The following is a 23761-nucleotide window of genomic DNA, read 5'->3' on the forward strand; positions in this document are numbered from 1 at the left end:
GCGATCAGACAAACTCGCCCGAAACTACCGCGCTGCCATCTGCCTCTCCTCGACCCTCATCTGGATCAAGACCGACTTAATCAACACGGCCTAAGTGCGGAACCGATCACGCGCTGGAGCGGTTGAATCTCATCCCATTCTCCGCCCAGCGCTTCAATAATTTTCTGCACGTCCCTCGCCTCGCGAAGGACATCGAAATCCGCGATGGCGACGACTGGGACCTGAACCGCACGCAGCGCCTTAATGACCATTGGCAAGCGTGCCTTGCCGCCGCAGTGCGTGAACAGCAGCTGCATCGGACGGTCGCTACTACTGGACTGAACGATATCGTTCACCGCCGAGTACAGACGACAATCCGAATCGCTCTCACACACGACTACTGCATCGTGGAAAAGACCGTCAAGAACATCCGAGTACCGGAGAAGAGAGTCTGACCAAAGCTCAGTGACCGCCGCATCGTCAAGCACTGCGGCGTGGCTCGTGTTGTGGTCGCGACGGAGTCTGATGATCGTGACAGGCACGCCAGCTTCGAGGGCACCTTGGACAATTCCGGAGCTATGTGTCGCGAGGAACACCTGCTTGTCGCTTGCGTGCGTTGCAAGGAGGCGACCAAGAAGCCGTGCTTGGGGCGGATGAAGGAATGCTTCGGGCTCATCGATGAGCAGCGCCTGGTGCACACCTCCCAGCAACTGCATCATCAGGCCGAGAAGGCTCTTAAATCCGTCGCCCTGGGTCTCTAGCGTTGGTAGGGCGGCCAATTCGTCGAGGTAGCTCTGCAAAGGCATGCCGTCGATGTGCTCGAACGGCGGTTTCGTTCCGATTCTGAGAGGAATCACGGAACCGGCGTAGCGATCAACAAACGCATCGACGCCGAAAGCTGCCTGGCAAACAGAGTTGATCGCTGCCTCAAGGTCCGGGTTTCGAGCCGCTCTTTGGAGTGGATGAGATGGAGAGTCGACCCGATAGTCGAAGTTACTGGGCGCGTTTCCCGCTGAGAGCCGGTTCGTTCCGTCCGCGTGGAGGACGAAGGTACGTGTTAGGGGACCCAGCCCGGGCGGGTGCCCCCAGTACGAAACGATGTCGTTTGGCGTGACGTTGCCCCAGCCCTCGACACTGACGCGCTCAACGCCATCGATCATCTTGACGGACAGAGAGGCGTGCACCCAGGCGTGAGCGTCATCGCTGCTCCCACTTCGGGTTGTCTCCGCGGACGAGAGGACGGTGCCACCATAGCCAATGCCGTCCTGGGCATAGCCGAGGATGTCACGGAGCGCTTGGCTCTTGCCGGCATTGTTTGGGCCGGTAAAGATCACAACACCCGCGTTGGGCAGGTCTACTTTCGTGCCGTCGTTAAACGTGACCGACTCGAAACGTAGCGTGAGGCTCAATGTCTCTCCCGGCTGGTGTGTGGATGCGAAAGCATTGCTGTCAGCGTAGTCGCGGTTGGTGATCTGCGCCCGAAGCGGTACCTGTGCGGGGCGACAGCCGAGGAGCGCCCGGACCGCAGCGAAGCGAGGACCGGACGCACCGCAGGCGGCGGTGCCGGCCGTCAGGCCGGCCTTGAATGAGTAAAGAAAGTTCTCACACCTTAGGTCCGGCTCGAACGCTGCACCCATGCACCTGATGTCGTGCGCTGACTTGCCGCAGCACTGATGCGCGCTCGGCGACCGGATGCTAGACCGAACCCGTCTGGAGCTCGCTCGTCTGGAGCGCGCCGACTACCGCGAGAATCCCGTGCCAGTCTGCGGCAGATTTTCGCCCTCTGAACAGGATCGTTCTCTGCCTTTCGGTCGAGATCTTGGGGTTCTTGTGCGCCTCCTTTGGTGCTGAGCACCGAAAACCGCGGCAGGTCTGTCGGGGTGTCTTCGCAGTCTTGAGCTGTACCCGCAGTTGCGGGAACACAACTCAAACAGGAGGACACCATGGCAATCCAGACATCCATCCCAGTCAACTTCGAGGCGTACTTCCCGCGCGGGGCCTTCATGGTCGGCGAGGTCGAGCCCGTCGTGAAGTGGTCGGACGACGGACAGCGTCAGGGGCAGGATCTCGACAAGAACACCGGTCACCCTCTGTGGCAGGTTCGCGTAATCGACGCCGATCCCGACGCTCGCAAGGGACAGAACGAGGTCACCGTCAAGCTCGCGAGCATCGCGGAGCCAACTGCCCCGCCTGAGGCCAACGGCCTCCCGTTCCGTCCGGTTTTCTTTGAGGGGCTGTCTGTCACTCCCTACGTCAAGGAGACCGGTGGCCGCCCTCGTGTGGCGTACTCACTCCGCGCAGCAGAGATGAAGCCCGCTCCGAAGTCTCGCGGCGGTGAGTGATGGCCTATCCGCGCTCCGTGCTTCGCCAGTACTGGGCAGGGGAGAGGCCCCGGCTGTGGCGCATTGGACGGTGGATGCTCGGAATCGCATTGATTCTGACGCCGTTCGCCTTCTTCCTCCAAACCCCGCGAAACGTGATCGTGCTCCTAATTTTCGCCATGATCGTCGTCGTTGTCGGACGGCGGTTACTGGCTGGTCGCGACATGCATGCAGTCCTGTTGCGTCGGTGGCAGAGAGAGATGTCCTTGCATGTGCAGGCAGCATGGCCGGCTCTCGCGCACACGCTGCGCTTGCAGATTCGAACCCTCGACGGACGGACGATTTTCGCGGGTCTTGGGACTCCTCGTTGGGAAGGAATGACGCTGGTTGCCTCTGTCTCTCTTCCGCAAGGGCTCGTCCGTGAGGAACTTGTGTCCGCCAGCGACCGGATTGCGCAGGCATTCTCCGCGCTCCGAGCCTCCGTGCACGGACAGCAGATCAGTGCTCTCCAATTGCACCTCGAGTTTGTCGACGCTCTCGGGCAGACGTTCACTACGCCTCTGGGCGGTAGCTGGGATGGCGGGTCAGTCGCGATGGGGATCGCGGACGGTGGAAGGGAGTGGCGACTGCGAGTGGGCCCGCACACTCTCGTGGCCGGTTCTTCGGGCAGTGGCAAGGCATCGCTCGTTTGGGGGCTTCTCATGGGCCTCGTCCGGCCGATCCACGAGGGCACGGTTCAGGTATGGGGGATCGATCGAAAGGGCGGCATGGAGCTCGCCATGGGGCGCGCGCTGCTCACGCGATTCGCTGACGATGCACCCCTCGCTGTTGCCCTGCTCGAGGATGCGGTTGCGACCATGCAAACCCGAGCACGAGAGCTGGCGGGCCACACCCGTAAGCACGTCGCGAGCGTTGACAGTCCGCTGGTCATCATCCTGATCGACGAACTCGCGGCGCTCACCGCGTATGAGACGGACCGCGATCTTCTGCGTCGAGCCAACGCCGCCTTGGCTACTCTCGCGTCTCAAGGCCGGGCAGTTGGCTTCGTCGTCTTCGCGTGCTTGCAGGATCCCCGAAAGGAGACGCTGCCAGCGCGCGGGCTGTTCACCCAAACGATCGGGCTTCGCCTTCGCGACCGCACAGAGACAGCGATGGTCTTGGGCGATGGGGCGGTCGAGGGCGGTGCACGGTGCCACGAGATCTCGCCAGCTACACCGGGCGTCGCCTACGTCGTGCCCGAGGACGGGACGCCACCAGTGCGTGTTCGTGCCGCTCACGTCCCTGACGAGCAGATCCGCGATGCGGCGCTGTCGTATTTCGCGCTCACTCAGATCCCAATCGTCATTCCAGAAGCTGCGCGCGAGCCCAAGCGCGAACCCAGGACGAGGCAGCCGCGTCGTTCTTCAAACAATCAGGAGGAATCATGAATCTTCAGCACTCGGCCATCGCAATCCTCGGCCTAGTTGCCGTCATTACTGCGGCAGGATGCGCCTCAGGTACGGGTCCGAGAACGGCGGACAGCTCCGTGAAGTCGGAACTGAGCGCTTGGTCTGCTCCCTGCAACCTCGGGGTTGAGCGCGAAGGGAGCGGTCCTGGTTGGACGGCGGTCTACGACCTACCCACTCTGGCAGAGCAGACTGACCTCGATCTCTACGGGGGAACCCTTGCCAACGACGCATGCACTGACGCGCAGATCCTTCGGTGGCAGGACGTACGGCGACAGTCTGGCCAGAGCGACGCTATCTGTCGTGTGATTTGGAGTCATGATTCCGACGGTTTGATTCGCGACCTGGGTTGTGCAGTTCCCGTAGTGGTGGTTGAGCGATGAACCTCGGAGTCTCCGTTGCTCGGCGCCTCCGGAGTCCGGAGTTCGATCAGTGGCTCCAGGGTGCTTCTCGCACCGGCTACTGCTCGAACCCGGTGAGGCTTTCGGGCGAGTCCACAACGCTGGCGGGGGAGAGCGGCGAGGTTCTCGCTCAGTTCTCCTCGGCTACGCAACCTGACGGGCTCACCTATGTGCGGTGTGGAAATCGGCGTGCTCGTCGATGTGCCTCCTGCAGCCACGAGTACAAGGGGGATACCTGGCACATGATCATGGCCGGTGCCGCAGGCGGGATGAAGGGCGTGCCGGAAACTATCTCGGCGCATCCAATGGTGTTCCTCACCCTCACGGCGCCGTCCTTCGGGGCTGTGCACTCGCTCGGACGCACACGGAGAAGTGGTGTCTGCATGCATGGAAAGGCGCGAGCTTGCGAGTGTGGCCACGCGGCCGATGACCCCAAATTGGGGGAGCCCATCTGCGCGGACTGTTACGACTATGCGGGTCATATCGCCTGGCAGTTTCACGCGCCCGAACTCTGGCGACGTTTCACGATCATGTTGCGTCGTCGGCTTGCGCGGGAGCTGGGGATGTCGAACCGCGCGGCTTCCGAGATCGTGCGCTTGCAGTTCGCGAAGGTCGCGGAGTTTCAGCGACGTGGTGCGGTTCACTTCCATGCGATCGTGCGGCTGGATGGCGTAGATGACGTCGACCCTTTCCCAGCACCGCCTCTCGACGCGACGGAGTCTGTGCTTGTGAGGGCAATTCGCAGCGCAGCCTGTGACGTCGTGCTCCCAGCGCCTCGGCTGCCCGGTGAGGTGGACCAGCGGGAGCTCCGTTGGGGCACGCAGATGGACGTGCAGGCGATCGTGCAGCGCGAAGGCCTCGATGGGAGCTTGTCTGACCGTGCGGTTGCTGCCTACATCGCGAAGTACGCGACGAAGGCAACTGAAGACATCGGGGGTGCAGGACGGCGTGTTCACCTAGATCGACTCAAAGCGGTGGCATCCGAAATCGCCGAAGTTGCGGAGTCGGACAGTGCATATCTGCTCCTCGGAAAGTGGGCGCACATGCTCGGGTTTCGTGGGCACTTCTCCACAAAGTCTCGCCGCTATTCCGTGACCCTCGGATCGCTACGTGGTGCACGACGGCGGTGGCGGCTGGAGCGGCTGATCGAGCGCGCCAGCGTTGACGAGAACGTGCGTTCCGAGGACGTGCTCGTCATCGGTGCTTGGAGCTTTGCGGGCATGGGGTGGCTCACTGATGGAGACCGAGCCCTCGCGCTCGAGGCGTCCCGTGCGGCGCGTGATTGGCATGACAGCCGACGAGAACGGCCCATTCAACGAGAAGGGAATGATCATGCGTGAAGAGCTGGAACTGGAAGACAGGCAGATCGACACGAACACGCGCACGGACGAGTACTTGACCCGTCGTGAGGTCGCAGCCCGATGCCGAGTGCCTCTGTCGACCTTCGACTCGTTGCGTCGTCAAGCACGTGTGCCTTTCCCTGATGCCCGCATGGGCAAGCACATGCTCTGGAAGGCCTCGACGATCGAAGTGTTTCTCGCAGGGGGTGGCACCGGTGTCTTCTGACGGTCGGTTGGATCCGAAGACGGGACGCCAGTTGCCGGATGGTATTCGCTATCGTGCTGATCGCAACAAGTACCAAGTGCGTGTGTGGGCTGTCGGTATCGGCGGCGAGCGTCGAGAACGTAGCTTTCTCGTCGGATCTCTCGCGGAAGCGAAACGCCTGCGCGCGGAGGTGCAATCGAGCGTTCGGCCCGACGGAGCCATGACCCTTGACGCCTGGCACGCCCGATATTGGCCGACCATCGACGCCGGTGTGCGACCCGCGACAGCACGTGCCTATGACGTTGCCTGGCGTAAGCGCGTGAAGCCGTGGCTCGGGCATCGAAAGATCGAAACGATCACAGTCGGTGATATCGAGCAAGCGGTCAACGGCTGGGACGGCTCCGCTTCGACGCGAAATGACGCGTTGTCGATGCTTAGCAGGCTGCTGGATGGTGCGGCACGTGCGCATGTCATCGCAGCCAACTCGGCTCGGCTTGTGCGTCGGCCTCGCGACGAGCGTGCTCAAAGTGTGCGATCGCGAGCACTCTCAGTGTCCGAGGTTCGGATCATGCTCGATGCTGTGGAAGCTGGACCGTATCGCGCCTATCTCGCAGCCCTCGTGTACACAGGAATGCGAGCGGGAGAAGCCGGCGCTCTTCGCGTCGAGGATATCGAGGTCCCCGGACGAGTCATCCACGTACGCCGCAACTTTTCAATGGGGCGCTCGGGGACGATGATCGAGCAAAGTCCGAAGAGTCACAAGGAGCGGACCGTACCCCTGCCTCAGGCGCTCCTCCCGTACGTCGAAGATGCCATCAACGGCAAGCGCCGAAGTGACCTGGCGTTCTCGGGACCACGAGGCGGAGCGCTCAACCCATCGAACGTGCGTCGAGCCGTGGATTGGGATGCCCTGCGGCGGAAGCTCGATCGCCCGGAGCTACGTATTCACGATCTCCGCCACACCTTGGCGACCCTCCTGTTTGACGCAGGAGCCGCAGCCAACGATGTGCAGGCGATTCTCGGGCACTCGTCACTGCAGGTCACCGAACGCTACAGCCGGGCGCGGTCGGACGTGGCGCTTCGAGCGAACGCTGCCCTGGATTCACTCAAGTGGACGGAGGAGTCATGACCATTGTGTGGCAGCGATTCAAGGAAGGGACGTTGCTCGCACTGCGCGCGGATCGTCTTCCGCGCACCGTATGGGGGTCGAACTTGCGAGCGTTTCTCCCGCGATCCAGATGGCAGGACCTCAGTCGCCGTACCGCCGAGCGGGCTGGCCAGGAGTGCGAGGTGTGTGGGCGCGGCACAGAGGGCGGATCTGGCCTTGACTGCAACGAGATGTGGGAGTTCATCGATTCGAATGGTGCGCACGTGCAGCGTCTCATTGGAGTGATCGCTATGTGCGAGTGGTGTCACATCACACAGCACTCTGGCCGCGCGGACATGGTTGGACGATACGACGACGTAGTTGCCGTGCTCATGGGTGTGAACCGCTGGACACAGCTACGGGCTGTGCGGGACATCACGGCATCAGAAACGGAGTTCAAGGAGAGATCTCGATTCGATTGGGACTTGGACTTGAGCGTGCTTGCTAGATGGTTCGAGCTTCCGGACGAGTCAGGATTGCTGGTCCCGGCGGATCGTCGTGCCCTGCTGGGCAACTCGCACACCAACGCGCGTGCCGAGATCCGCCCTGTGTTCGATGGTGATGTCCCTGTCGGTGTCTGGGAGTGGGACGAGCGGCTCCCGCTGAGGTCGAAGGATGAGCGATGAGTGGTTCCACGGATCCATCCGACAACAGTGAGTGGAGACTGCTCCGTGTGCAGGCAGGGGAGAGGCTTCTCTGGCTCTGCGTGGTGAATCCAGAGCTGTGGACGTACGTGTACATCCCCGACTCCGGACGCTTCCATCTCAACAAGGGCGTGTTCGTCGACTACGTGTGGGACGGTGAACTGACCTACGTGCCCATCGACGTCCAGGAAGCGCGAGACCTGATCGGAGCCAGAGTCGGGGCCTTGCCTCCTGAGATAACGAGCGACCAGCGCAGGCGGTATCTGACCGACGAGCAACTCGACGCCGAGGTCGCGCTTACCCATGTTGAGCGGGCCAACCGGGAGCGTGACGCTAAGCCGGAGTCATAGCGGCCCACGATATCCTTGGACTGCGGACCCGCCCAGTGAACACTGGTCAACGGGTCCAGCTTCTTATTCGCGTGGATGTCGCGGGTATGTCCGAGGCTCTCGCTACGGTCACCCCATGGAACTAGCAACGGTAAGAAGCACGAACCAGTCCTATTTGGCCAGAGACTTCGCTGAGCTCGACGACGCGCTCCGCGAAGAGCTGAGACGGGACTTGATCTGCGCAGGCTGCGGCGGGGACGCATACTACGTTCGACCATCCCGAAACGGACGACCTGCCTGCTTCGGGGCACGTCCCCACAATGAGCCCTGCGACTTAGCCTCCCAGGCGACCGACACGTCGACGGTCGAGAATCTCATGACAGAAGAGGAGCGTGCTGCCAAGAAGGATGGCTTCACGCTACGCGGCGCTGATGCGTCGGCGATTGGACACACCGCCCTCGATACTCCGCCTGTTGACTCTGACCGTCCCGGACGCAGCTACACCGATCGCGACGGCTCCGCCCGTGGCTCGTATCCGGGCCTCAAACTGAACCGGCTCCTGCGGCTCCTCGTTACGGTGCCGTCCTTTGGTGAGGAGAGGACATCGCTCCACCTGGCCAACGGAACCCGCACGACGGTGCGCGACTACTGTGCGCACATGTCTCGCGTCGATTTTGAGTACCGGGATCGCGAGCGGGTGTACTGGGGCACGATTCGCTACGCGAAGGCAGTCGACGACGGAGCCTGGTTGAACACCGGCAGCAAGACAGAACCCAGCATTCGCATCAGCAATGAGATGCTCGGACGGTTGCTTGATCACTGGGAACTCGACTCCGTGGAGGATCTTGCCGGAGCTGCGTTCGCGCTGTGGGGAAAGATCAGGCGAGGCCGCAAAGCACCCGACAAGATGTTCCTGTTCGTGGAGTCGTTGACGACATTCGCGATCATCCCGGATGAACGAATCTGAGGGCGAACCGGCACAATACCGGCACAAGCGCCCGGAGAGCGCGTTTCGTCTCGCTTCGCTCGCTCAACGATCGGGAGTTCTGCTCGTTCAGTGCCGGGGCCGGAACAGTTCAGGGGAGCGGCTCAGAAACCGCTTCTGATCAGGGCAAAAGCAAAACCCCCGCGATGTAGAAGCTACGCGAGGGTTTCTGGGATGACTGTAACGGTCATCCTTGTGGCTCCGACGGGCGTCGATCCCGTGACCTCACGATTTTCAGTCGTGCGCTCTACCAACTGAGCTACAGAGCCATGCGGCACATCGTAAATCCGCCGCATCCTAGACGAAAGGCCCTCTTCGAAAAAAGGGCCCGTCGCTTAGAGCGACCCTGACGGGACTTGAACCCGCGACCTCCGCCGTGACAGGGCGGCACGCTAACCAACTGCGCTACAGGGCCATAACTTTTCAATTGTATCGGATGGAGTGACCCCAACGGGATTCGAACCCGTGCTACCGCCGTGAAAGGGCGGCGTCCTAGGCCGCTAAACGATGGGGCCGAAGGGCGTCCCGGGGGACTTCCTTGCCGACGCTCAAGCATAAGGGATGTTTCGACGAAAACACGAATCGAGGGCGAGCCTGCCAGTACCCCGGGCGTTTCGGGAGGACGATGAATGCAGGGCCGTGCCCCCATCCGCAGACGTCAACTCTGTTGCGGATGTTAAAGATGTTGTTACTGTGGCATGAGTGAATTCGGCGAGAGGGGCCGTGTGGACGTCGAGCAGTCCCCGATGGATGCTGCGCTCGAAGCAGGCGACTCCTGCAACTGCGCGCCCAGCACCGCCGAGCGTCGTACCCTCTGGGACAAGAGCGGGCTGACGCGCCGCAACGCCCTCGGTGTCGGCGTCCTCAGTGTCGCCGCTCTCAGCGCCTTCGGCATCGGCTCCGGCGTCAGCGCCGCCTATGCCGCGTCGTACCCGAGCTGGGACGACGTCCAGCGCGCCAAGCAGAACGAGGCGGCGAAGGCGTCCGAGGTCTCCCGTATCCAGGGCCTGATCCAGTCGCTCACCCAGAAGGTCTCCGAGACGCAGGAGGCCGCCGAAGCCGCCGGCAACGAGTTCTACGAGGCGCAGCAGGCCTACTTCGAGGCCATCGCCGAGGCGGAGGCGCTCCAGGCGCAGGCCGACGAGCAGGCGCAGATCGCCGACGAGTCCGCACGCAAAGCCGGCCAGGTCGCCGGGCAGCTCTACCGCAACGGCGGCGATGACACCGCCCTGGAGCTGTTCTTCTCAGGCTCGGCCGCGAACGCCGATGAGCTCCTCTCGCGTCTGGGCACGATGGACAAGCTCCTCGGCTACAACCAGTCCGTCTACGACAAGGCCGTCGCGGCCCGCAACTCTGCGCAGTCGCTCAGCGACCAGGCCGCCGTCGCCCGCACCGAGCGCGACCGGCTGCAGAAGATCGCCGAGCAGAAGATGATCGCCGCCCAGCAGGCGGCCGACGCCGCCCAGGCCGCGCTCGACGAGCAGACGGAGTACCTGGGCACCCTGCAGGCCCAGCTCGCCGCGCTCAAGGACACGACGGCGAAGACCGTGTCCGACTACCAAGAGGGAGAGCGCGTCCGCAAGGCCGCGGAGGAGGCGCGGCGGAGGGCCGCTGCCGAGGCGGCGCGCAAGGCCGCGGAAGAAGCCGCCAAGAACAACAACACCGGCGGCGGTGGTGGCGGCGGTGGTGGCGGATCGGCCGGCACCGGCGGCTGGGTGCGCCCACACGGCGGATGGCGAAGTGCCGGGTTCGGCTGGCGTCCCAGGCCGTGCCCCACGTGCTCGGAATACCATTACGGCGTCGATCTCGCCAATGGCTGCGGCGCTCCGATCTTCGCCGCCCACTCCGGCACGGTCGACTACGCGGGCCCCAACGGCAACTACGGCAACTACATCCGCATCCAGCACGGCGGGGGCGTGGCCACGGGGTATGCGCACATCGTGAACGGCGGCTTCGCCGTGCGCAGCGGCGCCAGCGTCAGCGCGGGCCAGGTCATCGCCTACGCCGGCAACACCGGTGCGTCCGTCGGCTGCCACCTGCACTTCGAGGTCTACATCAACGGCGGCTACACGAACCCCATCGCCTTCCTGGCGGCGCGCGGCATCTCGGTCTGACCGCAGATGCCCCCAGACGCGAGAAAGCCCCGGCCGCAGCCGGGGCTTTCGTCGTCAGATCAGTGCTGCTGTTCGCCGAAGCGCGCGATCGCCTCGTCGAGGATGCGCTGCGCCTCAGCGGCGTCGCCCCACTCGTCGACCTTGACCCACTTGTTCGGCTCGAGGTCCTTGTAGTGCTCGAAGAAGTGCGCGATCTCCTTCTTCGTGTACTCGGCCAGGTCGCCGACATCCTGGATGTGCGCCCAGCGGGGGTCCTTCGAGAGCACGGCGACGAGCTTGTCGTCTCCGCCGGCCTCGTCGCTCATCTTCAGGACGGCGACAGGGCGCACCTCGACGACGACGCCGGGGTAGATGGCGTGGTCGAGCAGGACGAGAACGTCCAGCGGGTCGCCGTCCTCGCCGAGCGTGTTGTCGAAGTAGCCGTAGTCGGCCGGATACCCGAAGGTCGTGTAGAGAACGCGGTCCAGGTGGACGCGGCCGGTCTCGTGGTCGACCTCGTACTTGACGCGGCTGCCGCGGGGGATCTCGATGACGGCGTCGTGTGCGCCCATGCGTATGCTCCTCGGAAATCGGTAGGGATGCCGGAGCAAGCTTACCTGCGCGCCCCGACGAGCCTGTTCAGCGGTCTGGGGAGAAGCCCGGTCAATGCCAGCAGGAACAGCGCGAACGCGCTGAACGTCCAGCGGCTAGCGTGGTGAGGTGCCATCACTGAGCCCCGCTATCGCTGAGATCCGCCTCGCCGTGCGCACCGCGCTGGGGAGCCTCCCCGAGGGGGCGACGGTGATCGTCGCCCTCTCCGGCGGCGCCGATTCGCTCGCGCTCGCGGCGGCCACCGCGTTCGAGGCGCGCTCGCGCGGGATCGAGGTCGTCAGCGTCACGATCGACCACGGCCTGCAGGAGGGCTCTGCGGATGCCGCGGCATCCGCCGCCGCGAATGCCGAGGCGCTCGGCAGCCGTGCGATCGTGGAGCGCGTCGACGTCGCCGCTGACGCGAACGGACCGGAGGCTGCGGCGCGCGACGCGAGGTACGCGGCTCTGCGCGCTGTCGCGGCCAGGGAGCGCGCCGCCGCCGTGCTGCTCGGTCACACGCTCGACGACCAGGCCGAGACGGTGCTGCTCGGGCTGTCCCGCGGGTCGGGCGCCACGAGTCTGCAGGGCATGGCGCCGCGCCGCGAGGACGAGGACGGCACGATCTGGATTCGCCCCATGCTCGCCGTGCGCCGTGCGACGACCGAGGCGTTCTGCGCGGCATCCGATCTCGAGCCCTGGAACGACCCGCACAACCGCGACCACCGCTTCACCCGCGTGCGGGTGCGCGAGAACGTGCTGCCCGTGCTCGAGACGGAGCTCGGGCCCGGGATCGCCGAGGCCCTGGCACGCACCGCCGAGCAGCTGCGCGAGGACGCCGAGGCGTTCGAAGAGATGATCCACGAGACGATCGAGGACATCGTCGAGCACGCCGAAGCGGGCATCTCTGTGAGCGTCGCAGCGCTCGCTGCGAATCCGGCCGCGCTGCGCAACCGGATCATCCGCCTCGTCGTCGACAGCGAGTTCGGCGTGAGCCTGACGCGATCGCAGACGCTCGAGGTCGCGCGGCTCGTCACGGACTGGTCGGGTCAGGGCCCGATCGACCTGCCGGGATGCTCGGCAGCGCGCCGCGGAGTGGGGATCGTCTTCACGGCGAAGTAGGCGGCTTCGACTGGCTCCGCTCGCTCAGCCCGTTTCGTCTTCGGGCTGTGCCCTCGCTCAACGACCCGCGGGTGAGGCGTTGCGGGTCGTTGAGCGAGCGCAACGAGGAGTCGAAGCGGCTACTTCTTGCCGCCGAACAGGCCGCCGAGGATGTCGCCGATCCCGCCGCCGCCCGAGGACGAGCCGCCGCCGAGGATGCCGCCCAGGATGTCGCCGAGGCCACCGCCCGAGGATGCCCCGCCCGCATTCCCGCCGCCGAGCAGCCCGCCGATGATGTCGCCGAGTCCGCCGCCGGAGGAGCCGTCTGCCGACTTGTTCTTGTTCGCGATCAGGCCCATGATGATCGGCGCGAGGATCGGCAGAAGCTTGCCGAAGTCGATGCCGGGCGTCTTGTCGGAGGAGTTCAGTTTCGCGGCCACCTGCTCGGCGTCGTCGCCGAGCACGTGCTTGACGATCTTCCCGCCGTCGGTCTGGTCGACGTCGTCGACCTTCTGCACGGACGTCGCACCTTCGTGACGGCGGAGTGCGCTCTGGATCGCAGCGGACCCCTCCTCGGTCTGCGCGTTCTTCGCCAGTCCGCTCAGCAGCACCGCGCCGCCCTGCTCGACGGCCTTCGAAGCCTCGGCGGGTGAGACGCCGAGCTTGGCGGCGATGTCGTCGATGGGCACCTGCTTGAGGATGTCGTCAAGAGCCATGGGAGATCCTTCCGTCGTGGGCGTCCGCCCGCTCGATGATCACAGTATGCCGAACCCCCAGCATCGGTCACCTAAACCAGCATCGGTCACCTAAAATCGATGCATGCGCGCGGCTGAGATCCAGGACGACCTTGCAGACATCCTCGTCACCGAGGAGCAGATCAGAGCGAAGCTCGATGAGCTCGCCGCCAGGGTGGCGAAGGACTACGAGGGCAAGGACCTGCTGCTGGTCGGCGTCCTCAAGGGCGCCGTCATGGTCATGGCCGACTTCGCCCGCGCTCTGCCGTTCCACGCGCCGATGGACTGGATGGCCGTCTCCAGCTACGGCTCCAGCACGAAGTCCAGCGGTGTCGTCCAGATCCGCAAGGATCTCGACACCGATCTGCACGGCAAGCACGTGCTCATCGTCGAAGACATCATCGACTCCGGCCTCACGCTCAGCTGGTTGCTCGAGAACTTCGAGTCCCGCGGCCCCGAGTCGATCGAGGTGCTCGCGCTGCTGCGCAAGCCCGAGGCGGCGAAGGTCGAGATCGACTGCAAGTACGTCGGCTTCGACATCCCCACCGACTTCGTCGTCGGCTACGGTCTCGACTACGACGAGCGCTACCGCAACCTGCGCGACGTCGCCGTGCTCGCGCCGCACGTGTACTCCTGACGCCGGTACGCCGTGGGCGAATCACAGCGGGGGCCTAGGGCGCGCGCGATACGCTGAACGCATCATGGACGTGAAGAAGATCACTCGCAACCCACTGATGTATGTGGTGCTGATCGGTGTGCTGCTGTTCGGCGGGTTCCTGCTGATCTCGAACCTCGGTGCTCCCAAGCAGATCACGACCCAGCAGGGCCTCGACCTGCTCGGCGGATCGACCGTGACCGAGGTGACCACGACCGATGGCGACCAGCGCGTAGACATGACCCTGTCGAAGGCCTTCGAGGGCTCGGAGCAGGTGCAGTTCTACTACGTCGAGGCCCGCGCGGACGAGGTCGTGAAGGCCGTGAACGCCGCCGAGCCCAAGGACGGGTTCAACGACGTCGTGCCCCGCGCGACCTGGTTCGACGGGTTCCTCTCGCTGCTTCTTCCGCTCGTCCTGCTCGGCCTGCTGTTCTGGTGGCTGCTCTCGTCCATGCAGGGCGGCGGCGGCAAGGTCATGCAGTTCGGCAAGTCCAAGGCAAAGCTCGTCAACAAGGAGACCCCGACGGTCACCTTCGCCGACGTCGCCGGCGCCGACGAGGCGATCGAGGAGCTCGAGGAGATCAAGGAGTTCCTCCAGGACCCCGCCAAGTTCCAGGCGATCGGCGCCCGCATCCCGAAGGGCGTGCTGCTGTACGGCCCTCCCGGAACCGGCAAGACGCTCCTCGCCCGCGCCGTCGCCGGCGAGGCAGGAGCCCCGTTCTACTCGATCTCGGGCTCGGACTTCGTGGAGATGTTCGTCGGCGTCGGAGCATCCCGCGTCCGCGACCTGTTCAACCAGGCCAAGGAGAACGCCCCGGCCATCATCTTCATCGACGAGATCGACGCCGTCGGCCGCCACCGCGGCGCCGGCATGGGCGGCGGCAACGACGAGCGCGAGCAGACGCTGAACCAGATGCTTGTCGAGATGGACGGCTTCGACCCGAACGCGAACGTCATCGTGATCGCGGCGACGAACCGCCCCGACATCCTCGACCCCGCTCTCCTGCGCCCCGGCCGCTTCGACCGTCAGATCGGCGTGGATGCTCCTGACCTCAAGGGGCGCCTTCACATCCTGCAGGTGCACTCGAAGGGCAAGCCGCTCTCGAAGAGCGTCGACCTCGAGGTCGTCGCACGCAAGACGCCGGGCTTCACCGGCGCCGACCTCGCGAACGTCCTGAATGAGGCGGCGCTCCTGACCGCGCGCTCGAACGCGCAGCTCATCGACAACCGGGCGCTCGACGAGGCCATCGATCGCGTGATCGCCGGACCCCAGCGCCGCACCCGCGTCATGAAGGACCGCGAGAAGCTCATCACCGCGTACCACGAGGGCGGTCACGCGCTCGCCGCCGCGGCCATGAACTACACCGACCCCGTGACGAAGATCACGATCCTGCCGCGCGGCAAGGCCCTCGGCTACACGATGGTCATGCCCGTCGACGACAAGTACTCCGTGACGCGCAACGAGCTGCAGGACCAGCTCACCTACGCCATGGGCGGCCGCGTCGCCGAGGAGCTCGTCTTCCACGACCCGACCACCGGCGCCTCGAACGACATCGAGAAGGCCACCGGCATCGCCCGCAAGATGGTCATCGAGTACGGCATGACCACCGAGCTCGGCCCGGTCAAGCTCGGCTCCGAGGGCGGCGAGCCCTTCGCCGGGCGGGACTACGGCCGCGGACGCGAGTACTCCGAGTCGATCGCCGAGCGCGTCGACGTCGAGGTGCGCGGCCTCATCGAGCAGGCGCACGACGAGGCGTACAAGGTGATCAGCGACAACCGCGACATCCTCGATCGTCTCGCCCTGGCCCTCCTCGAAGAGGAGACCCTCGACCACAACCAGATCGCCGAGATCTTCAAGGACGTCCGCAAGCTCCCCGAGCGCCCGCAGTGGCTCTCCAGCGACGACCGCCCGGTATCGGATCGCCCGCCGATCGAGATGCCCAAGCGCGTCATCCCGGCCGACGCCGCAGCATCGGTCGAAGCGCCGGCGGATGCCCAGGCCGCACGCGGAACTGCCGGCAGCGCTCCCGCTTCGGGGCAGGCTCGACCGGCGACGGCCTGATCGTGGCCGTCGACCGGGAACGGATCGAGCGGCTGACGCGGGAGCTGCTCGAGGCGATCGGTGAGGATCCCGATCGTCCGGGGCTGCGCCAGACCCCTGGCCGTGTCGCCGAACTGTACGACGAGTTCTTCGCAGGCGTCGGCCAGGACGCTGCGGCGCCCCTCGCGCACACGATCAGCGTCTCGCGCGGCCCCGCGCCCGAGACCCTGCCGTCGGGGGCGGTGCTGCTGCGCGACATCCGCTTCCGCTCGGTCTGCGAGCATCATCTCCTGCCGTTCGCAGGTCATGCGCACATCGCGTACCTGCCCGGGGAGCAGGTCGTCGGCCTCGGCGCTCTCGTGAAGGTCGTCGAGGCCCTCGCGGCCCGCCCGCAGGTGCAGGAGCGCCTCGGCGAGCAGATCGCAGACACGATCGCCGAGAATCTCGACACCCGCGGCGTGCTCGTCGTGCTGGATGCTGTGCACGGCTGCGTCACGATGCGCGGCGGACGCCAGGCGGATGCCTCGACCCTGACGATCGCCGCACGCGGCGAATACACCGAGCCCGCGGCCCGGGCGGAGCTCATCACGCTGATCGGGGGAGCGTCGTGACCGGCATCTGGGGCATCGTCAACGTCACGACCGACTCGTTCAGCGACGGCGGGCGATATCTCGATCCGGATCGTGCGATCGCGCACGGCCTGGAGCTGCGGGATGCCGGCGCCACGGTGCTCGACGTCGGCGGGGAGTCCACTCGCCCCGGCGCCGAGCGCGTCGACCCTGCGGTCGAGGAGCAGCGCGTGATCCCGGTGATCACCGAGCTCGCCGCTCGCGGGATCGCCGTGAGCGTGGACACGCTCAACGCCTCCACCGCAGCGGCCGCCGTCGGCGCCGGTGCGCGCATCGTGAACGACGTCTCGGGCGGACTCGCCGACCCGGACATGCTCGCCGCGGTCGCGGCATCCGGGGCCGACTACGCGATCGGCCACTGGCGCGGTCCGTCCGACGACATGTACGCGCGCGCCGACTACCTGCGCCCCTCGCGCGAGGTCGCCGGAGAGCTGCGCGAGCGCATCGGCGAGGCGGCGGCCGCCGGCATCGCGCCGTCGCGCATCATCCTCGATCCCGGCATCGGCTTCGCCAAGGCAGGTGCCCAGAACTGGGACGTGCTGCGCGGCCTCGGCGACATCACGGCGCTCGGATACCGGGTGCTCATCGGCACGTCCCGCAAGCGGTTCCTCGTCGAGACCCTTCGCGCAGCTAGCACCGACCCTTCGACGAGCCCAGGGAGCGGCGCAGACGACGTCTCCGTGGAGCGCCGGGATCTCGCGACCGCCGTGACGAGTGCGCTCGCCGTCCGCCACGACGTGTGGGCGGTGCGGGTGCACGACGTCGCCGCGACCCGCGACGCGCTGGCCATCGCGCACGCCTGGGAGGGCTGAATGGACGAGATCACCCTCACCGGCCTGACCGTGTTCGGGCGTCACGGCGTCTTCGCGCACGAACGCGAGGACGGGCAGGACTTCGTCATCGACCTGCGTCTGCACCTCGACCTGTCGGCGGCCGCCGCATCCGACGACGTCCACGACACCGTGCACTACGGCGAACTCGCCGAACAGGTCGCCGCGGTCGTCGCCGGCGACCCCGTCGACCTCATCGAGACCCTCGCGCAGCGCATCGCCGACGTCGCCCTCGCCGACGAACGGGTGCGGACCGCCGAGGTCACGGTGCACAAACCGCACGCGCCGATCCCGCTGACGTTCTCCGACGTCGCCGTGACGATCCGCCGCGACCGGGATGGAGCGCTCTGATGGTGCGGATGCCGCCGATCCCCGCCCGCGACCCGCGACCCGGTCGGGACGCCGTCACCGCCGTCGTCGCCCTGGGCGCCAACCTCGGCGAGCGGAGCAGGACGATCCGCAACGCCGCCGAGCGCATCGCCCGCCTGCCGCTCGTCGACGACGTCCGGCTGTCCGACCTGCACGAGACCGTCGCCGTGCGGCTGGACGGACCCGATCCGGAGGCCCCCGGCTATGTGAACGCCGTCGCGCTGATGACCACGCGGCTCGCACCGCAGGTGCTGCTGGGACTCCTGCACGCGATCGAGGAGGAGCACGGCCGCGAGCGCCGGGAGCGGTGGGGCGACCGCACCCTCGACCTTGACCTCATCGCGTACGGCGATCTGCGCTCGGACGATCCGCATCTGCTGATCCCGCATCCGCGGGCCGCCGAGCGGCTGTTCGTCCTCGAACCGTGGCTCGAACTCGACGCCGACGCCGTGGTCCCCGGTCGCGGTCGTGTCGCCCAACTCGTCGACGATCTGCGCCGCGGCGAGGGGAGCGCGGAGGACGGATGAAGCGCACATCGCCGCTGATCCTCGTCCTCCTGGCGCTCGCCGGAGGCGGGGCCGGATACCTCGTGGACCACCTGCTCACCGCGGGCGGACGGGCGACCTTCGCGCCGTCGGGATTCCTGCCCGTGCTGCTCCTGCTGCTCGCGGCGGCCGCGCTGGGGCTCGCCTGGCCGGTGCGCCGCAGCGTCCGCGGGCGGTCGCGCACGCGCGTGGATCCGTTCAGCGCGATGCGCGCGGCGACGCTGGCACGAGCATCCAGCCTGCTCGGAGCGCTCGTGGCCGGGTTCGGTGCCGGGCTGCTCGTCTTCCTCCTGTCGCGCCCGGTGGCACCCCAGGTAGGGTCGACTGTGGCGATGGCCGCACTCATCGTGAGCGCTCTCGTGCTCGTGGTCGCGGCCCTCGTCGCCGAACAGTTCTGCACCCTGCCGAAGGATCCTGATGACCGACAGCCAGATGACCCCGCCGGAGCCGACGGGAGCTGATCGGCCCGAAGCGCCCTCCGTGCTCGATGAGGGCACCTACGACCGGCTGCGCGAACCGCGAGGTGCAGGGCGCCTCGCGCTCGACGGCACGTGGCACCAGATCTCCCCCCGCTACGTGACTTCGCAGTTCGTGCAGGACGGCATCATGCTCGCCGTGCTCGTGGTGGTCGTGCTGGTCGTCGCCTTCGTGTTCGACCAGTCCTGGGTCTGGATCCCTGGCGGCATCCTCGCCGCGGCCACCCTCATCACCCTCGCGATCCTCCCGCGACAGGCGAGGGCGATCGGCTACATGCTGCGCGATGACGACATCGTCTTCCGCAAGGGCATCCTGTGGCAGCGCATCATCGCCGTCCCGTACGGCCGCATGCAGCTCGTCGACATCACGCATGGTCCGCTCGATCGCGCGTTCGGGGTCTCGCAGTTGAAGATGGTCACAGCCGCGGCGACCACGGGCGTGCAGATCCCCGGCCTCACGCAGGCGGCCGCCGAGGCGCTGCGCGACACGCTGATCGACGTCGCCGAGACCCGCCGGACCGGCCTGTGAGCACCCCCGAGCAGCCGGGAGCACCCGCCGATCAGGTGCACGGCGAGCAGCTGCAACCGCTGCCGCCGATCCCCGCGGCGCCGCCCGCCGAGGAGTCCCTGGCCGACGGGGAGTGGCACCGCCTGCACCCGCTGACGCCGCTGTTCAAGGGCGGGCTGGTGCTCATCATCGCCGCCGGCATCGTTCTCAACAGCTTCCGCGACCGGATCATCCACTGGCTCGTGAACGCCTTCGCCCCCGAGGCGCACGTCGAGGACTACTCGGCCGGCGACCCCGTCGACTGGGTGCTGTCGAACAACCTCATGCTCATCGCGCTCGGCATCGTGCTGGGAGTGCTGGTCGTGCTCATCGCGGCGTTCTGGCTGGTGTGGCGATTCCAGCAGTTCCGCATCTCGGACGAGCACGTCGAGGTGCGCAAGGGCATCGTCTTCCGCTCGCAGCGGCGGGCGCCCCTGGATCGCGTCCAGGGCGTGAACCTCACCCGCCCGTTCCCGGCCAGGCTCATCGGCATGGCCAAGCTCGAGGTCGTGGGTGCGGGCACCGACGCGAACGTGCCGCTCGAGTACCTCTCGACAGCCAAGGCCGAGGGCGTGCGAGCCGACATCCTGCGGCTGGCATCAGGAGCACGCGCCGCGCGCGCGGCCCGGCAGGCGGGCACGGGACCGGCCGCAACCCGCAGGGCGCAGCTCGTCGGATCGATGAACACCGGCGTCAGCGGTCTGATCGAGGGGGTCGACCTCGCCGATGTGGCACCCGAGAGCGTCGTGAAGATCCCGACGGGCAGGCTCGTCGGATCCCAGCTCCTGTCGGGCGTGCTGTGGCTGCTGTTCTTCCTCGTGCTGTTCGGCATCACGATGGCGTTCACCGTTCCGGCGATCCTCTCCGACGGAGGCCCGGATGCCTGGTTCGGGGTGCTCGGCGTCTCTCTCGGCATCGGCATCCCGTTCGTGATCGCCGCCGTCGCGATCACCTGGGCGCAGATCTCGAAGTCGCTGCGCTACTCGATCGCGCCGACCCCGGACGGCGTGCGCATCACCTACGGCCTGTTCACCACGATCACCGAGACGATCCCACCCGGCCGCATCTTCGCGGTCGAGGTCACCCAGTCGCTGCTGTGGCGGCCGTTCGGGTGGTGGTCGATCAAGATCAATCGGATGAGCGGCAAGAGCGCCTCGCAGCAGCAGTCGAGCACCGCCCAGCAGTTCAACGTCGTGCTGCCCGTGGGCGTCGCCGCCGACGTGCAGCGCGTGCTCGGGCTTATCCTGCCCGGCCTGCCCGCAGAGGACCTGCCGCTCGTGTGGGAGCACGGCATCCAGGGCCCGCAGGAGCAGGGCGACCCCTACCGGGTCATGGCCGGGCGCGCCTGGTGGCGCCGGCCGTTCTCATGGAGGCGGCACGGCTTCGCGGTCACCGACTTCGGCCTGCTGCTGCGCCGCGGCGTCATGTGGCGCAAACTCGCGGTGTTCCCGTTCGCGCGGATGCAGGGCATCTCGTCGCATCAGGGGCCGGTCGACCGCCTGCAGCGCGTGGCCTACCTGAAGGCGCACAACGTCACGGGCCCTGTCCTCGGCGAGGTCGTCGGCATCGACAGCGCGATCGTCAACGAGTCGCTGAACGACATCGCCCGGCGTGCGTCGGCTGCGGTGCAGCGCGATCACGGCCATCGCTGGGCGGTGGAGGACGACGAGGATGCCGCCGGTTCGACCCCGCCCGCCGGTTCGACCCCGCCCGCGGGCTCGCCGGCGCCCGCTGGTGAGGACGCTGGGACCTCGGTTCCCGGTGTGCCGGCCGTTCCGCCCCCGCCGCCGGGCTGGGTCGGCACTGAGGAGTCGCGTGAGGCGTGACGGTCGCCTCGGCGTCGGCATCATCGGCGCGGGGCGCGTCGGACCGGTGATCGGTGCCGCTCTCGGCGGAGCCGGGCATGCGGTCGTTGGGATCACGAGCGGATCCGACGACGACCGCGTCGCCGGCATCCTGCCCGGAGTCCCCGTCCTCGACGCCGAGGAGGTGCTGCGGCGCAGCGAGCTCGTGATCCTCGCGGTGCCGCATGACGAGCTGCCGGGCCTCGTCGGCGGGCTCGCCGAGCTCGGTGCCTGGCAACCGGGCCAGCTCGTCATGCACACCGACCCCGCCTTCGGCATCGGCGTGCTCGAGCCGGCTCAGCGGTCCGGCGCGATTCCCCTGGCAGTGCATCCGGCGATCTCGTTCACCGGCACCTCGATGGATCTGCGGCAGCTGCAGGCGAGCTTCGCCGCGGTCACGGCGCCCGCCCCCGTTCTGCCCATCGCGCAGGCGCTGGCCGTCGAGCTCGGCTGCGAACCGGTCGTCATCGACGAGGAGGACCGCGCGGCGTACGCCGAGGCGATCTCGACGGCATCCGAGTTCTCCCGGGCCATCATCGGTCAGTCCACGTCGCTGCTGCGCGGCATCGGGATCGAGAACCCCGGCGGATACCTGTCCGCGCTCGTGCAGTCGACGATCGAGACGGCGCTGCGCGACGCATCCGGCCCTCCCGCGCTCTGAGTCGCGCTCGACGCCGGATGCCGCCGCTCAGCGCCCGCCGGAGAAGCCTCCACCGCCCCCGCCGCCGGAGAATCCGCCGCCGGAGGATCCGCCGAAGCCCGATGAGCTGCCGCTCGACGGCGACGAGTACGTCGACGAGGTGCGGGTGGCACTGGAGAGCAGCGCGACGCGCGAGACGATGTAATAACTGTTGCCGTCGATCCAGCCCGGATGCCGCTCGTACTGGGCGTACGTGTTCTCGAGCACCCTGCCCCATTCGCTCTCCTCGCCGAACAGGATCGCGTAGGGGAGCAGCCGCTCGTACACGTGGATGACGTCCACGCCGCCGTCGCTGCGGCGCTCGGCGCCGGAGTACGACTGCAGCATCCGCAGGCGATCGGCTTCTGCGACGCGGATGAACTCCCGCACGCCCTCGAGGTACTCCAGCTGCAGCGCGCCCTCGCGGGTGAGCACAGTATGCCGTCGGAACGCGACGACGCTCGAGACGATCACGAAGACGCCGACGAGAACCGTGACGAGCAGCAGCGGGCCGGCGGAGTCCCGTCCCTGGGCCAGGCTCCACACGAGGAGGCCGAGCATGATCACGAGTGCCATCAGGGCGACCGACTGGATCACGAGCGCTGCAGCGCTGCGTGCTTTCGTCGTGTACCCGCGCTGCGCCGCCTCCTTCGACGCGGCCTTCAGGAGCGACTGGATCCTGCCGGCGAACGCCTTGCTGTTCTTCGGCATCTTCATGACGATGCCCGTCTCATCGTTGCCGAACAGCGCCTTCAGCGACCGCCCGTCGATCGGATCGGGGATCGGCGCGTCCAGCCGACGCAGGCGCGGGCGCCGCTTCTTCTGGCCCTCCTCCGGGATGTCCTCCAGGCGCAGCATCCCGCGCACCGCCAGATGGATGATCTGCGCCGTCAGCGGGTTCTTCGCCCCCGGGATGATCGTGCTCGCCAGCAGGGGCGGCATGGCGTCGGGCACGTCGTACTGCGCGACGACGATGCCCGTGCCCCGGCGGCGGCGCCGCACCATCATGGCCGTCGCGACCCATCCGCCGATGCCGAGGAGCGCCGCGCCGCCGCCGACGGCGTAGGGGAGGACGTCGGTCGCGGGATTGGGGAGGCGTGCGGGCGGCTGTGTGACGGTTCCCGGTTCGAGAGCGATGGCGACCGTGACCCCCTCGCCGGCAGTCAGCGCGTCGGCGGCGACCGTGAAGGTCTCACCCGAGCGGTCGATGTCGCAGGGATCGGTCGACCCCTGCGGTCCCTGATAGCAGGCGGCATCGCCGGTGAGGTGAGGCGCCAGGCCCTCGTCGAAGCGGACGGTCGCGTCGAACCGGCCGATGTCCTGCGTGCTGTCAAGCGGAAGCAGATCCCAGTAGAACTCGTCGACCTTCGTCTGGGACGCCGCCAGGATCACGTCGCGCATCTCGTACTCGATGACGTAGGTCGTCGAGCCGTGCACGTAGTCGTCGGTCCCGGTGAGGACGTACAGCATGCCGTCGTCCTCCTCCGTCTCGTACGGGACGTCGTCGCCGTTCTCGTCCCGCACCGACAGGATGCGCGTGTCGAGCGACGCGCCCTGGTAGCGCTCCGGGTACCCGGCCGCGATGCCGCGGTTCTGGTCGGACTCCGGGAACTCGGCCACGCGGGTCTCGGTCGCGTGGAGGGTGGCGCGCCCGTCGGCATCCATCCCCACCTCGAAGGTCGACTCCCATGACGAGAAGTCGAAGTCGTCGACGTCGGTCTCCGCTGCGGATGCCGCAGCAGCGGATGCCGTGAGCAGGGCGCTCGTCGCAACGATGGTCAGCGTCAGAGACCGGAGGTGCATGTCTTCGAGGCTACTGGCCGCCCTTCGACAG

24 protein-coding genes and 3 tRNA genes are annotated in these 23761 nt (G+C 66.9%); 20 read left to right on the plus strand and 7 right to left on the minus strand.

What is annotated here, in order from left to right:
* Positions 1-80: 80 nt before the first annotated feature.
* Positions 81-1616, minus strand: a complete 1536-nt coding sequence (locus tag AB0269_RS14470; RefSeq protein ID WP_366211958.1) for an AAA family ATPase — start codon at positions 1614-1616, stop codon at positions 81-83.
* 306 nt (positions 1617-1922) lie between these two features.
* Here AB0269_RS14470 and AB0269_RS14475 point away from each other — a divergent pair, with 306 nt between their 5' ends.
* The 8 genes from AB0269_RS14475 (at position 1923) to AB0269_RS14510 (ending at position 8778) form a co-directional block, all read left to right on the plus strand.
* The gene (locus tag AB0269_RS14475) at positions 1923-2321 is read left to right on the plus strand and encodes a hypothetical protein (RefSeq protein ID WP_045278962.1); all 399 of its coding nucleotides are present in this window, start codon (positions 1923-1925) and stop codon (positions 2319-2321) included.
* A gap of 74 nt (positions 2322-2395) precedes the next feature.
* On the plus strand, positions 2396-3727 hold the full coding sequence (locus AB0269_RS14480; RefSeq protein ID WP_366211959.1) for an FtsK/SpoIIIE domain-containing protein: 1332 nt from the start codon (positions 2396-2398) through the stop codon (positions 3725-3727).
* Between the two features lie 397 nt (positions 3728-4124).
* A complete protein-coding gene (locus tag AB0269_RS14485; RefSeq protein ID WP_366211960.1) occupies positions 4125-5486 on the plus strand; it encodes a replication initiator in 1362 nt (453 codons plus the stop codon).
* Positions 5473-5712 (plus strand): hypothetical protein, encoded by a 240-nt coding sequence (locus tag AB0269_RS14490; RefSeq protein ID WP_366211961.1) that lies wholly within the window; start codon positions 5473-5475, stop codon positions 5710-5712. Before AB0269_RS14485 ends, AB0269_RS14490 begins: the two co-directional genes overlap by 14 nt.
* Before the next feature lie 7 nt (positions 5713-5719).
* Positions 5720-6820 (plus strand): tyrosine-type recombinase/integrase, encoded by a 1101-nt coding sequence (locus AB0269_RS14495; RefSeq protein WP_366211962.1) that lies wholly within the window; start codon positions 5720-5722, stop codon positions 6818-6820.
* 209 nt (positions 6821-7029) lie between these two features.
* Positions 7030-7464, plus strand: a complete 435-nt coding sequence (locus AB0269_RS14500; protein ID WP_366211963.1) for a hypothetical protein — start codon at positions 7030-7032, stop codon at positions 7462-7464.
* Positions 7461-7832 (plus strand): hypothetical protein, encoded by a 372-nt coding sequence (locus AB0269_RS14505; RefSeq protein WP_366211964.1) that lies wholly within the window; start codon positions 7461-7463, stop codon positions 7830-7832. The genes AB0269_RS14500 and AB0269_RS14505 overlap by 4 nt, the downstream gene beginning before the upstream one ends.
* Before the next feature lie 355 nt (positions 7833-8187).
* A complete protein-coding gene (locus tag AB0269_RS14510) occupies positions 8188-8778 on the plus strand; it encodes a hypothetical protein (protein ID WP_366211965.1) in 591 nt (196 codons plus the stop codon).
* A gap of 214 nt (positions 8779-8992) precedes the next feature.
* Here AB0269_RS14510 and AB0269_RS14515 read toward each other — a convergent pair.
* The 3 genes from AB0269_RS14515 to AB0269_RS14525 all read right to left on the minus strand — a co-directional run bounded on the left by AB0269_RS14515 (position 8993) and on the right by AB0269_RS14525 (position 9311).
* A tRNA-Phe gene (locus tag AB0269_RS14515) sits at positions 8993-9065 on the minus strand.
* A 72-nt stretch (positions 9066-9137) separates the two neighbouring features.
* Positions 9138-9211 (minus strand) — tRNA-Asp (locus AB0269_RS14520).
* A gap of 27 nt (positions 9212-9238) precedes the next feature.
* Positions 9239-9311 (minus strand) — tRNA-Glu (locus AB0269_RS14525).
* Positions 9312-9494: 183 nt separating this feature from the next.
* Here AB0269_RS14525 and AB0269_RS14530 point away from each other — a divergent pair.
* Positions 9495-10910: a M23 family metallopeptidase gene (locus AB0269_RS14530; RefSeq protein WP_366211966.1), complete on the plus strand. Its 1416-nt coding sequence runs from the start codon at positions 9495-9497 to the stop codon at positions 10908-10910.
* Positions 10911-10969: 59 nt separating this feature from the next.
* On the opposite strand, the gene ppa is transcribed toward AB0269_RS14530, so the two are convergent.
* Entirely contained in the window at positions 10970-11461 is a 492-nt protein-coding gene (gene ppa, locus AB0269_RS14535; protein WP_175986846.1) for an inorganic diphosphatase, read from the minus strand.
* Positions 11462-11609: 148 nt separating this feature from the next.
* On the opposite strand from ppa, the gene tilS reads away from it, so the two are divergent.
* Entirely contained in the window at positions 11610-12599 is a 990-nt protein-coding gene (tilS, locus tag AB0269_RS14540) for a tRNA lysidine(34) synthetase TilS (RefSeq protein ID WP_366211967.1), read from the plus strand.
* A 119-nt stretch (positions 12600-12718) separates the two neighbouring features.
* Here tilS and AB0269_RS14545 read toward each other — a convergent pair whose 3' ends face one another.
* Positions 12719-13294 carry a DUF937 domain-containing protein gene (locus AB0269_RS14545; RefSeq protein WP_227529988.1) on the minus strand — a complete coding sequence of 192 codons (576 nt, stop codon included), beginning with the start codon at positions 13292-13294 and terminating at the stop codon, positions 12719-12721.
* A 103-nt stretch (positions 13295-13397) separates the two neighbouring features.
* Between AB0269_RS14545 and hpt the strand changes: the two genes are divergently transcribed.
* The 10 genes from hpt (at position 13398) to AB0269_RS14595 (ending at position 21909) form a co-directional block, all read left to right on the plus strand.
* The gene (hpt, locus tag AB0269_RS14550; RefSeq protein ID WP_175986853.1) at positions 13398-13949 is read left to right on the plus strand and encodes a hypoxanthine phosphoribosyltransferase; all 552 of its coding nucleotides are present in this window, start codon (positions 13398-13400) and stop codon (positions 13947-13949) included.
* A 64-nt stretch (positions 13950-14013) separates the two neighbouring features.
* A complete protein-coding gene (gene ftsH, locus AB0269_RS14555; RefSeq protein ID WP_366211968.1) occupies positions 14014-16029 on the plus strand; it encodes an ATP-dependent zinc metalloprotease FtsH in 2016 nt (671 codons plus the stop codon).
* 2 nt (positions 16030-16031) lie between these two features.
* Positions 16032-16619, plus strand: coding sequence for a GTP cyclohydrolase I (folE, locus tag AB0269_RS14560; RefSeq protein ID WP_366211969.1), 588 nt, complete (start codon positions 16032-16034; stop codon positions 16617-16619).
* A complete protein-coding gene (gene folP / locus AB0269_RS14565; protein WP_366211970.1) occupies positions 16616-17449 on the plus strand; it encodes a dihydropteroate synthase in 834 nt (277 codons plus the stop codon). Before folE ends, folP begins: the two co-directional genes overlap by 4 nt.
* Positions 17450-17818: a dihydroneopterin aldolase gene (gene folB / locus AB0269_RS14570; protein ID WP_175986863.1), complete on the plus strand. Its 369-nt coding sequence runs from the start codon at positions 17450-17452 to the stop codon at positions 17816-17818. It abuts the gene before it with no gap.
* Between the two features lie 8 nt (positions 17819-17826).
* The gene (folK, locus tag AB0269_RS14575; RefSeq protein WP_366211971.1) at positions 17827-18363 is read left to right on the plus strand and encodes a 2-amino-4-hydroxy-6-hydroxymethyldihydropteridine diphosphokinase; all 537 of its coding nucleotides are present in this window, start codon (positions 17827-17829) and stop codon (positions 18361-18363) included.
* On the plus strand, positions 18360-18842 hold the full coding sequence (locus tag AB0269_RS14580) for a DUF3180 family protein (RefSeq protein ID WP_175986868.1): 483 nt from the start codon (positions 18360-18362) through the stop codon (positions 18840-18842). The genes folK and AB0269_RS14580 overlap by 4 nt, the downstream gene beginning before the upstream one ends.
* Positions 18814-19386 carry a PH domain-containing protein gene (locus AB0269_RS14585; RefSeq protein WP_366212012.1) on the plus strand — a complete coding sequence of 191 codons (573 nt, stop codon included), beginning with the start codon at positions 18814-18816 and terminating at the stop codon, positions 19384-19386. The genes AB0269_RS14580 and AB0269_RS14585 overlap by 29 nt, the downstream gene beginning before the upstream one ends.
* Positions 19383-21230 carry a PH domain-containing protein gene (locus AB0269_RS14590; protein WP_366211972.1) on the plus strand — a complete coding sequence of 616 codons (1848 nt, stop codon included), beginning with the start codon at positions 19383-19385 and terminating at the stop codon, positions 21228-21230. The genes AB0269_RS14585 and AB0269_RS14590 overlap by 4 nt, the downstream gene beginning before the upstream one ends.
* Entirely contained in the window at positions 21220-21909 is a 690-nt protein-coding gene (locus AB0269_RS14595; protein ID WP_366211973.1) for a Rossmann-like and DUF2520 domain-containing protein, read from the plus strand. Before AB0269_RS14590 ends, AB0269_RS14595 begins: the two co-directional genes overlap by 11 nt.
* Positions 21910-21936: 27 nt before the next feature.
* Here the strand turns inward: AB0269_RS14595 and AB0269_RS14600 are convergent, their stop codons facing one another.
* Positions 21937-23730 carry a DUF2207 domain-containing protein gene (locus AB0269_RS14600; protein WP_366211974.1) on the minus strand — a complete coding sequence of 598 codons (1794 nt, stop codon included), beginning with the start codon at positions 23728-23730 and terminating at the stop codon, positions 21937-21939.
* Between the last annotated feature and the right edge of the window lie 31 nt (positions 23731-23761).

Origin of the sequence: Microbacterium sp. NPDC077644 (genome assembly GCF_040702785.1) — a bacterium.
GTDB lineage: Bacteria > Actinomycetota > Actinomycetes > Actinomycetales > Microbacteriaceae > Microbacterium.

Bases quoted from the DNA above. Each gene is read 5' to 3' on its own strand.
- folB (WP_175986863.1), top strand. From the start codon at position 17,450: ATGGACGAGATCACCCTCACCGGCCTGACCGTGTTCGGGCGTCACGGC.
- AB0269_RS14480 (WP_366211959.1), top strand. From the start codon at position 2,396: ATGCTCGGAATCGCATTGATTCTGACGCCGTTCGCCTTCTTCCTCCAA.
- AB0269_RS14580 (WP_175986868.1), top strand. From the start codon at position 18,360: ATGAAGCGCACATCGCCGCTGATCCTCGTCCTCCTGGCGCTCGCCGGA.
- AB0269_RS14545 (WP_227529988.1), bottom strand. From the start codon at position 13,294: ATGGCTCTTGACGACATCCTCAAGCAGGTGCCCATCGACGACATCGCC.
- AB0269_RS14475 (WP_045278962.1), top strand. From the start codon at position 1,923: ATGGCAATCCAGACATCCATCCCAGTCAACTTCGAGGCGTACTTCCCG.
- AB0269_RS14585 (WP_366212012.1), top strand. From the start codon at position 18,814: ATGACCCCGCCGGAGCCGACGGGAGCTGATCGGCCCGAAGCGCCCTCC.
- AB0269_RS14470 (WP_366211958.1), bottom strand. From the start codon at position 1,616: ATGGGTGCAGCGTTCGAGCCGGACCTAAGGTGTGAGAACTTTCTTTAC.
- folK (WP_366211971.1), top strand. From the start codon at position 17,827: ATGCCGCCGATCCCCGCCCGCGACCCGCGACCCGGTCGGGACGCCGTC.
- ftsH (WP_366211968.1), top strand. From the start codon at position 14,014: ATGGACGTGAAGAAGATCACTCGCAACCCACTGATGTATGTGGTGCTG.
- AB0269_RS14600 (WP_366211974.1), bottom strand. From the start codon at position 23,730: ATGCACCTCCGGTCTCTGACGCTGACCATCGTTGCGACGAGCGCCCTG.
- AB0269_RS14505 (WP_366211964.1), top strand. From the start codon at position 7,461: ATGAGTGGTTCCACGGATCCATCCGACAACAGTGAGTGGAGACTGCTC.
- AB0269_RS14490 (WP_366211961.1), top strand. From the start codon at position 5,473: ATGATCATGCGTGAAGAGCTGGAACTGGAAGACAGGCAGATCGACACG.
- AB0269_RS14530 (WP_366211966.1), top strand. From the start codon at position 9,495: ATGAGTGAATTCGGCGAGAGGGGCCGTGTGGACGTCGAGCAGTCCCCG.
- AB0269_RS14500 (WP_366211963.1), top strand. From the start codon at position 7,030: ATGTGGGAGTTCATCGATTCGAATGGTGCGCACGTGCAGCGTCTCATT.
- ppa (WP_175986846.1), bottom strand. From the start codon at position 11,461: ATGGGCGCACACGACGCCGTCATCGAGATCCCCCGCGGCAGCCGCGTC.
- AB0269_RS14510 (WP_366211965.1), top strand. From the start codon at position 8,188: ATGACAGAAGAGGAGCGTGCTGCCAAGAAGGATGGCTTCACGCTACGC.
- AB0269_RS14485 (WP_366211960.1), top strand. From the start codon at position 4,125: ATGAACCTCGGAGTCTCCGTTGCTCGGCGCCTCCGGAGTCCGGAGTTC.
- hpt (WP_175986853.1), top strand. From the start codon at position 13,398: ATGCGCGCGGCTGAGATCCAGGACGACCTTGCAGACATCCTCGTCACC.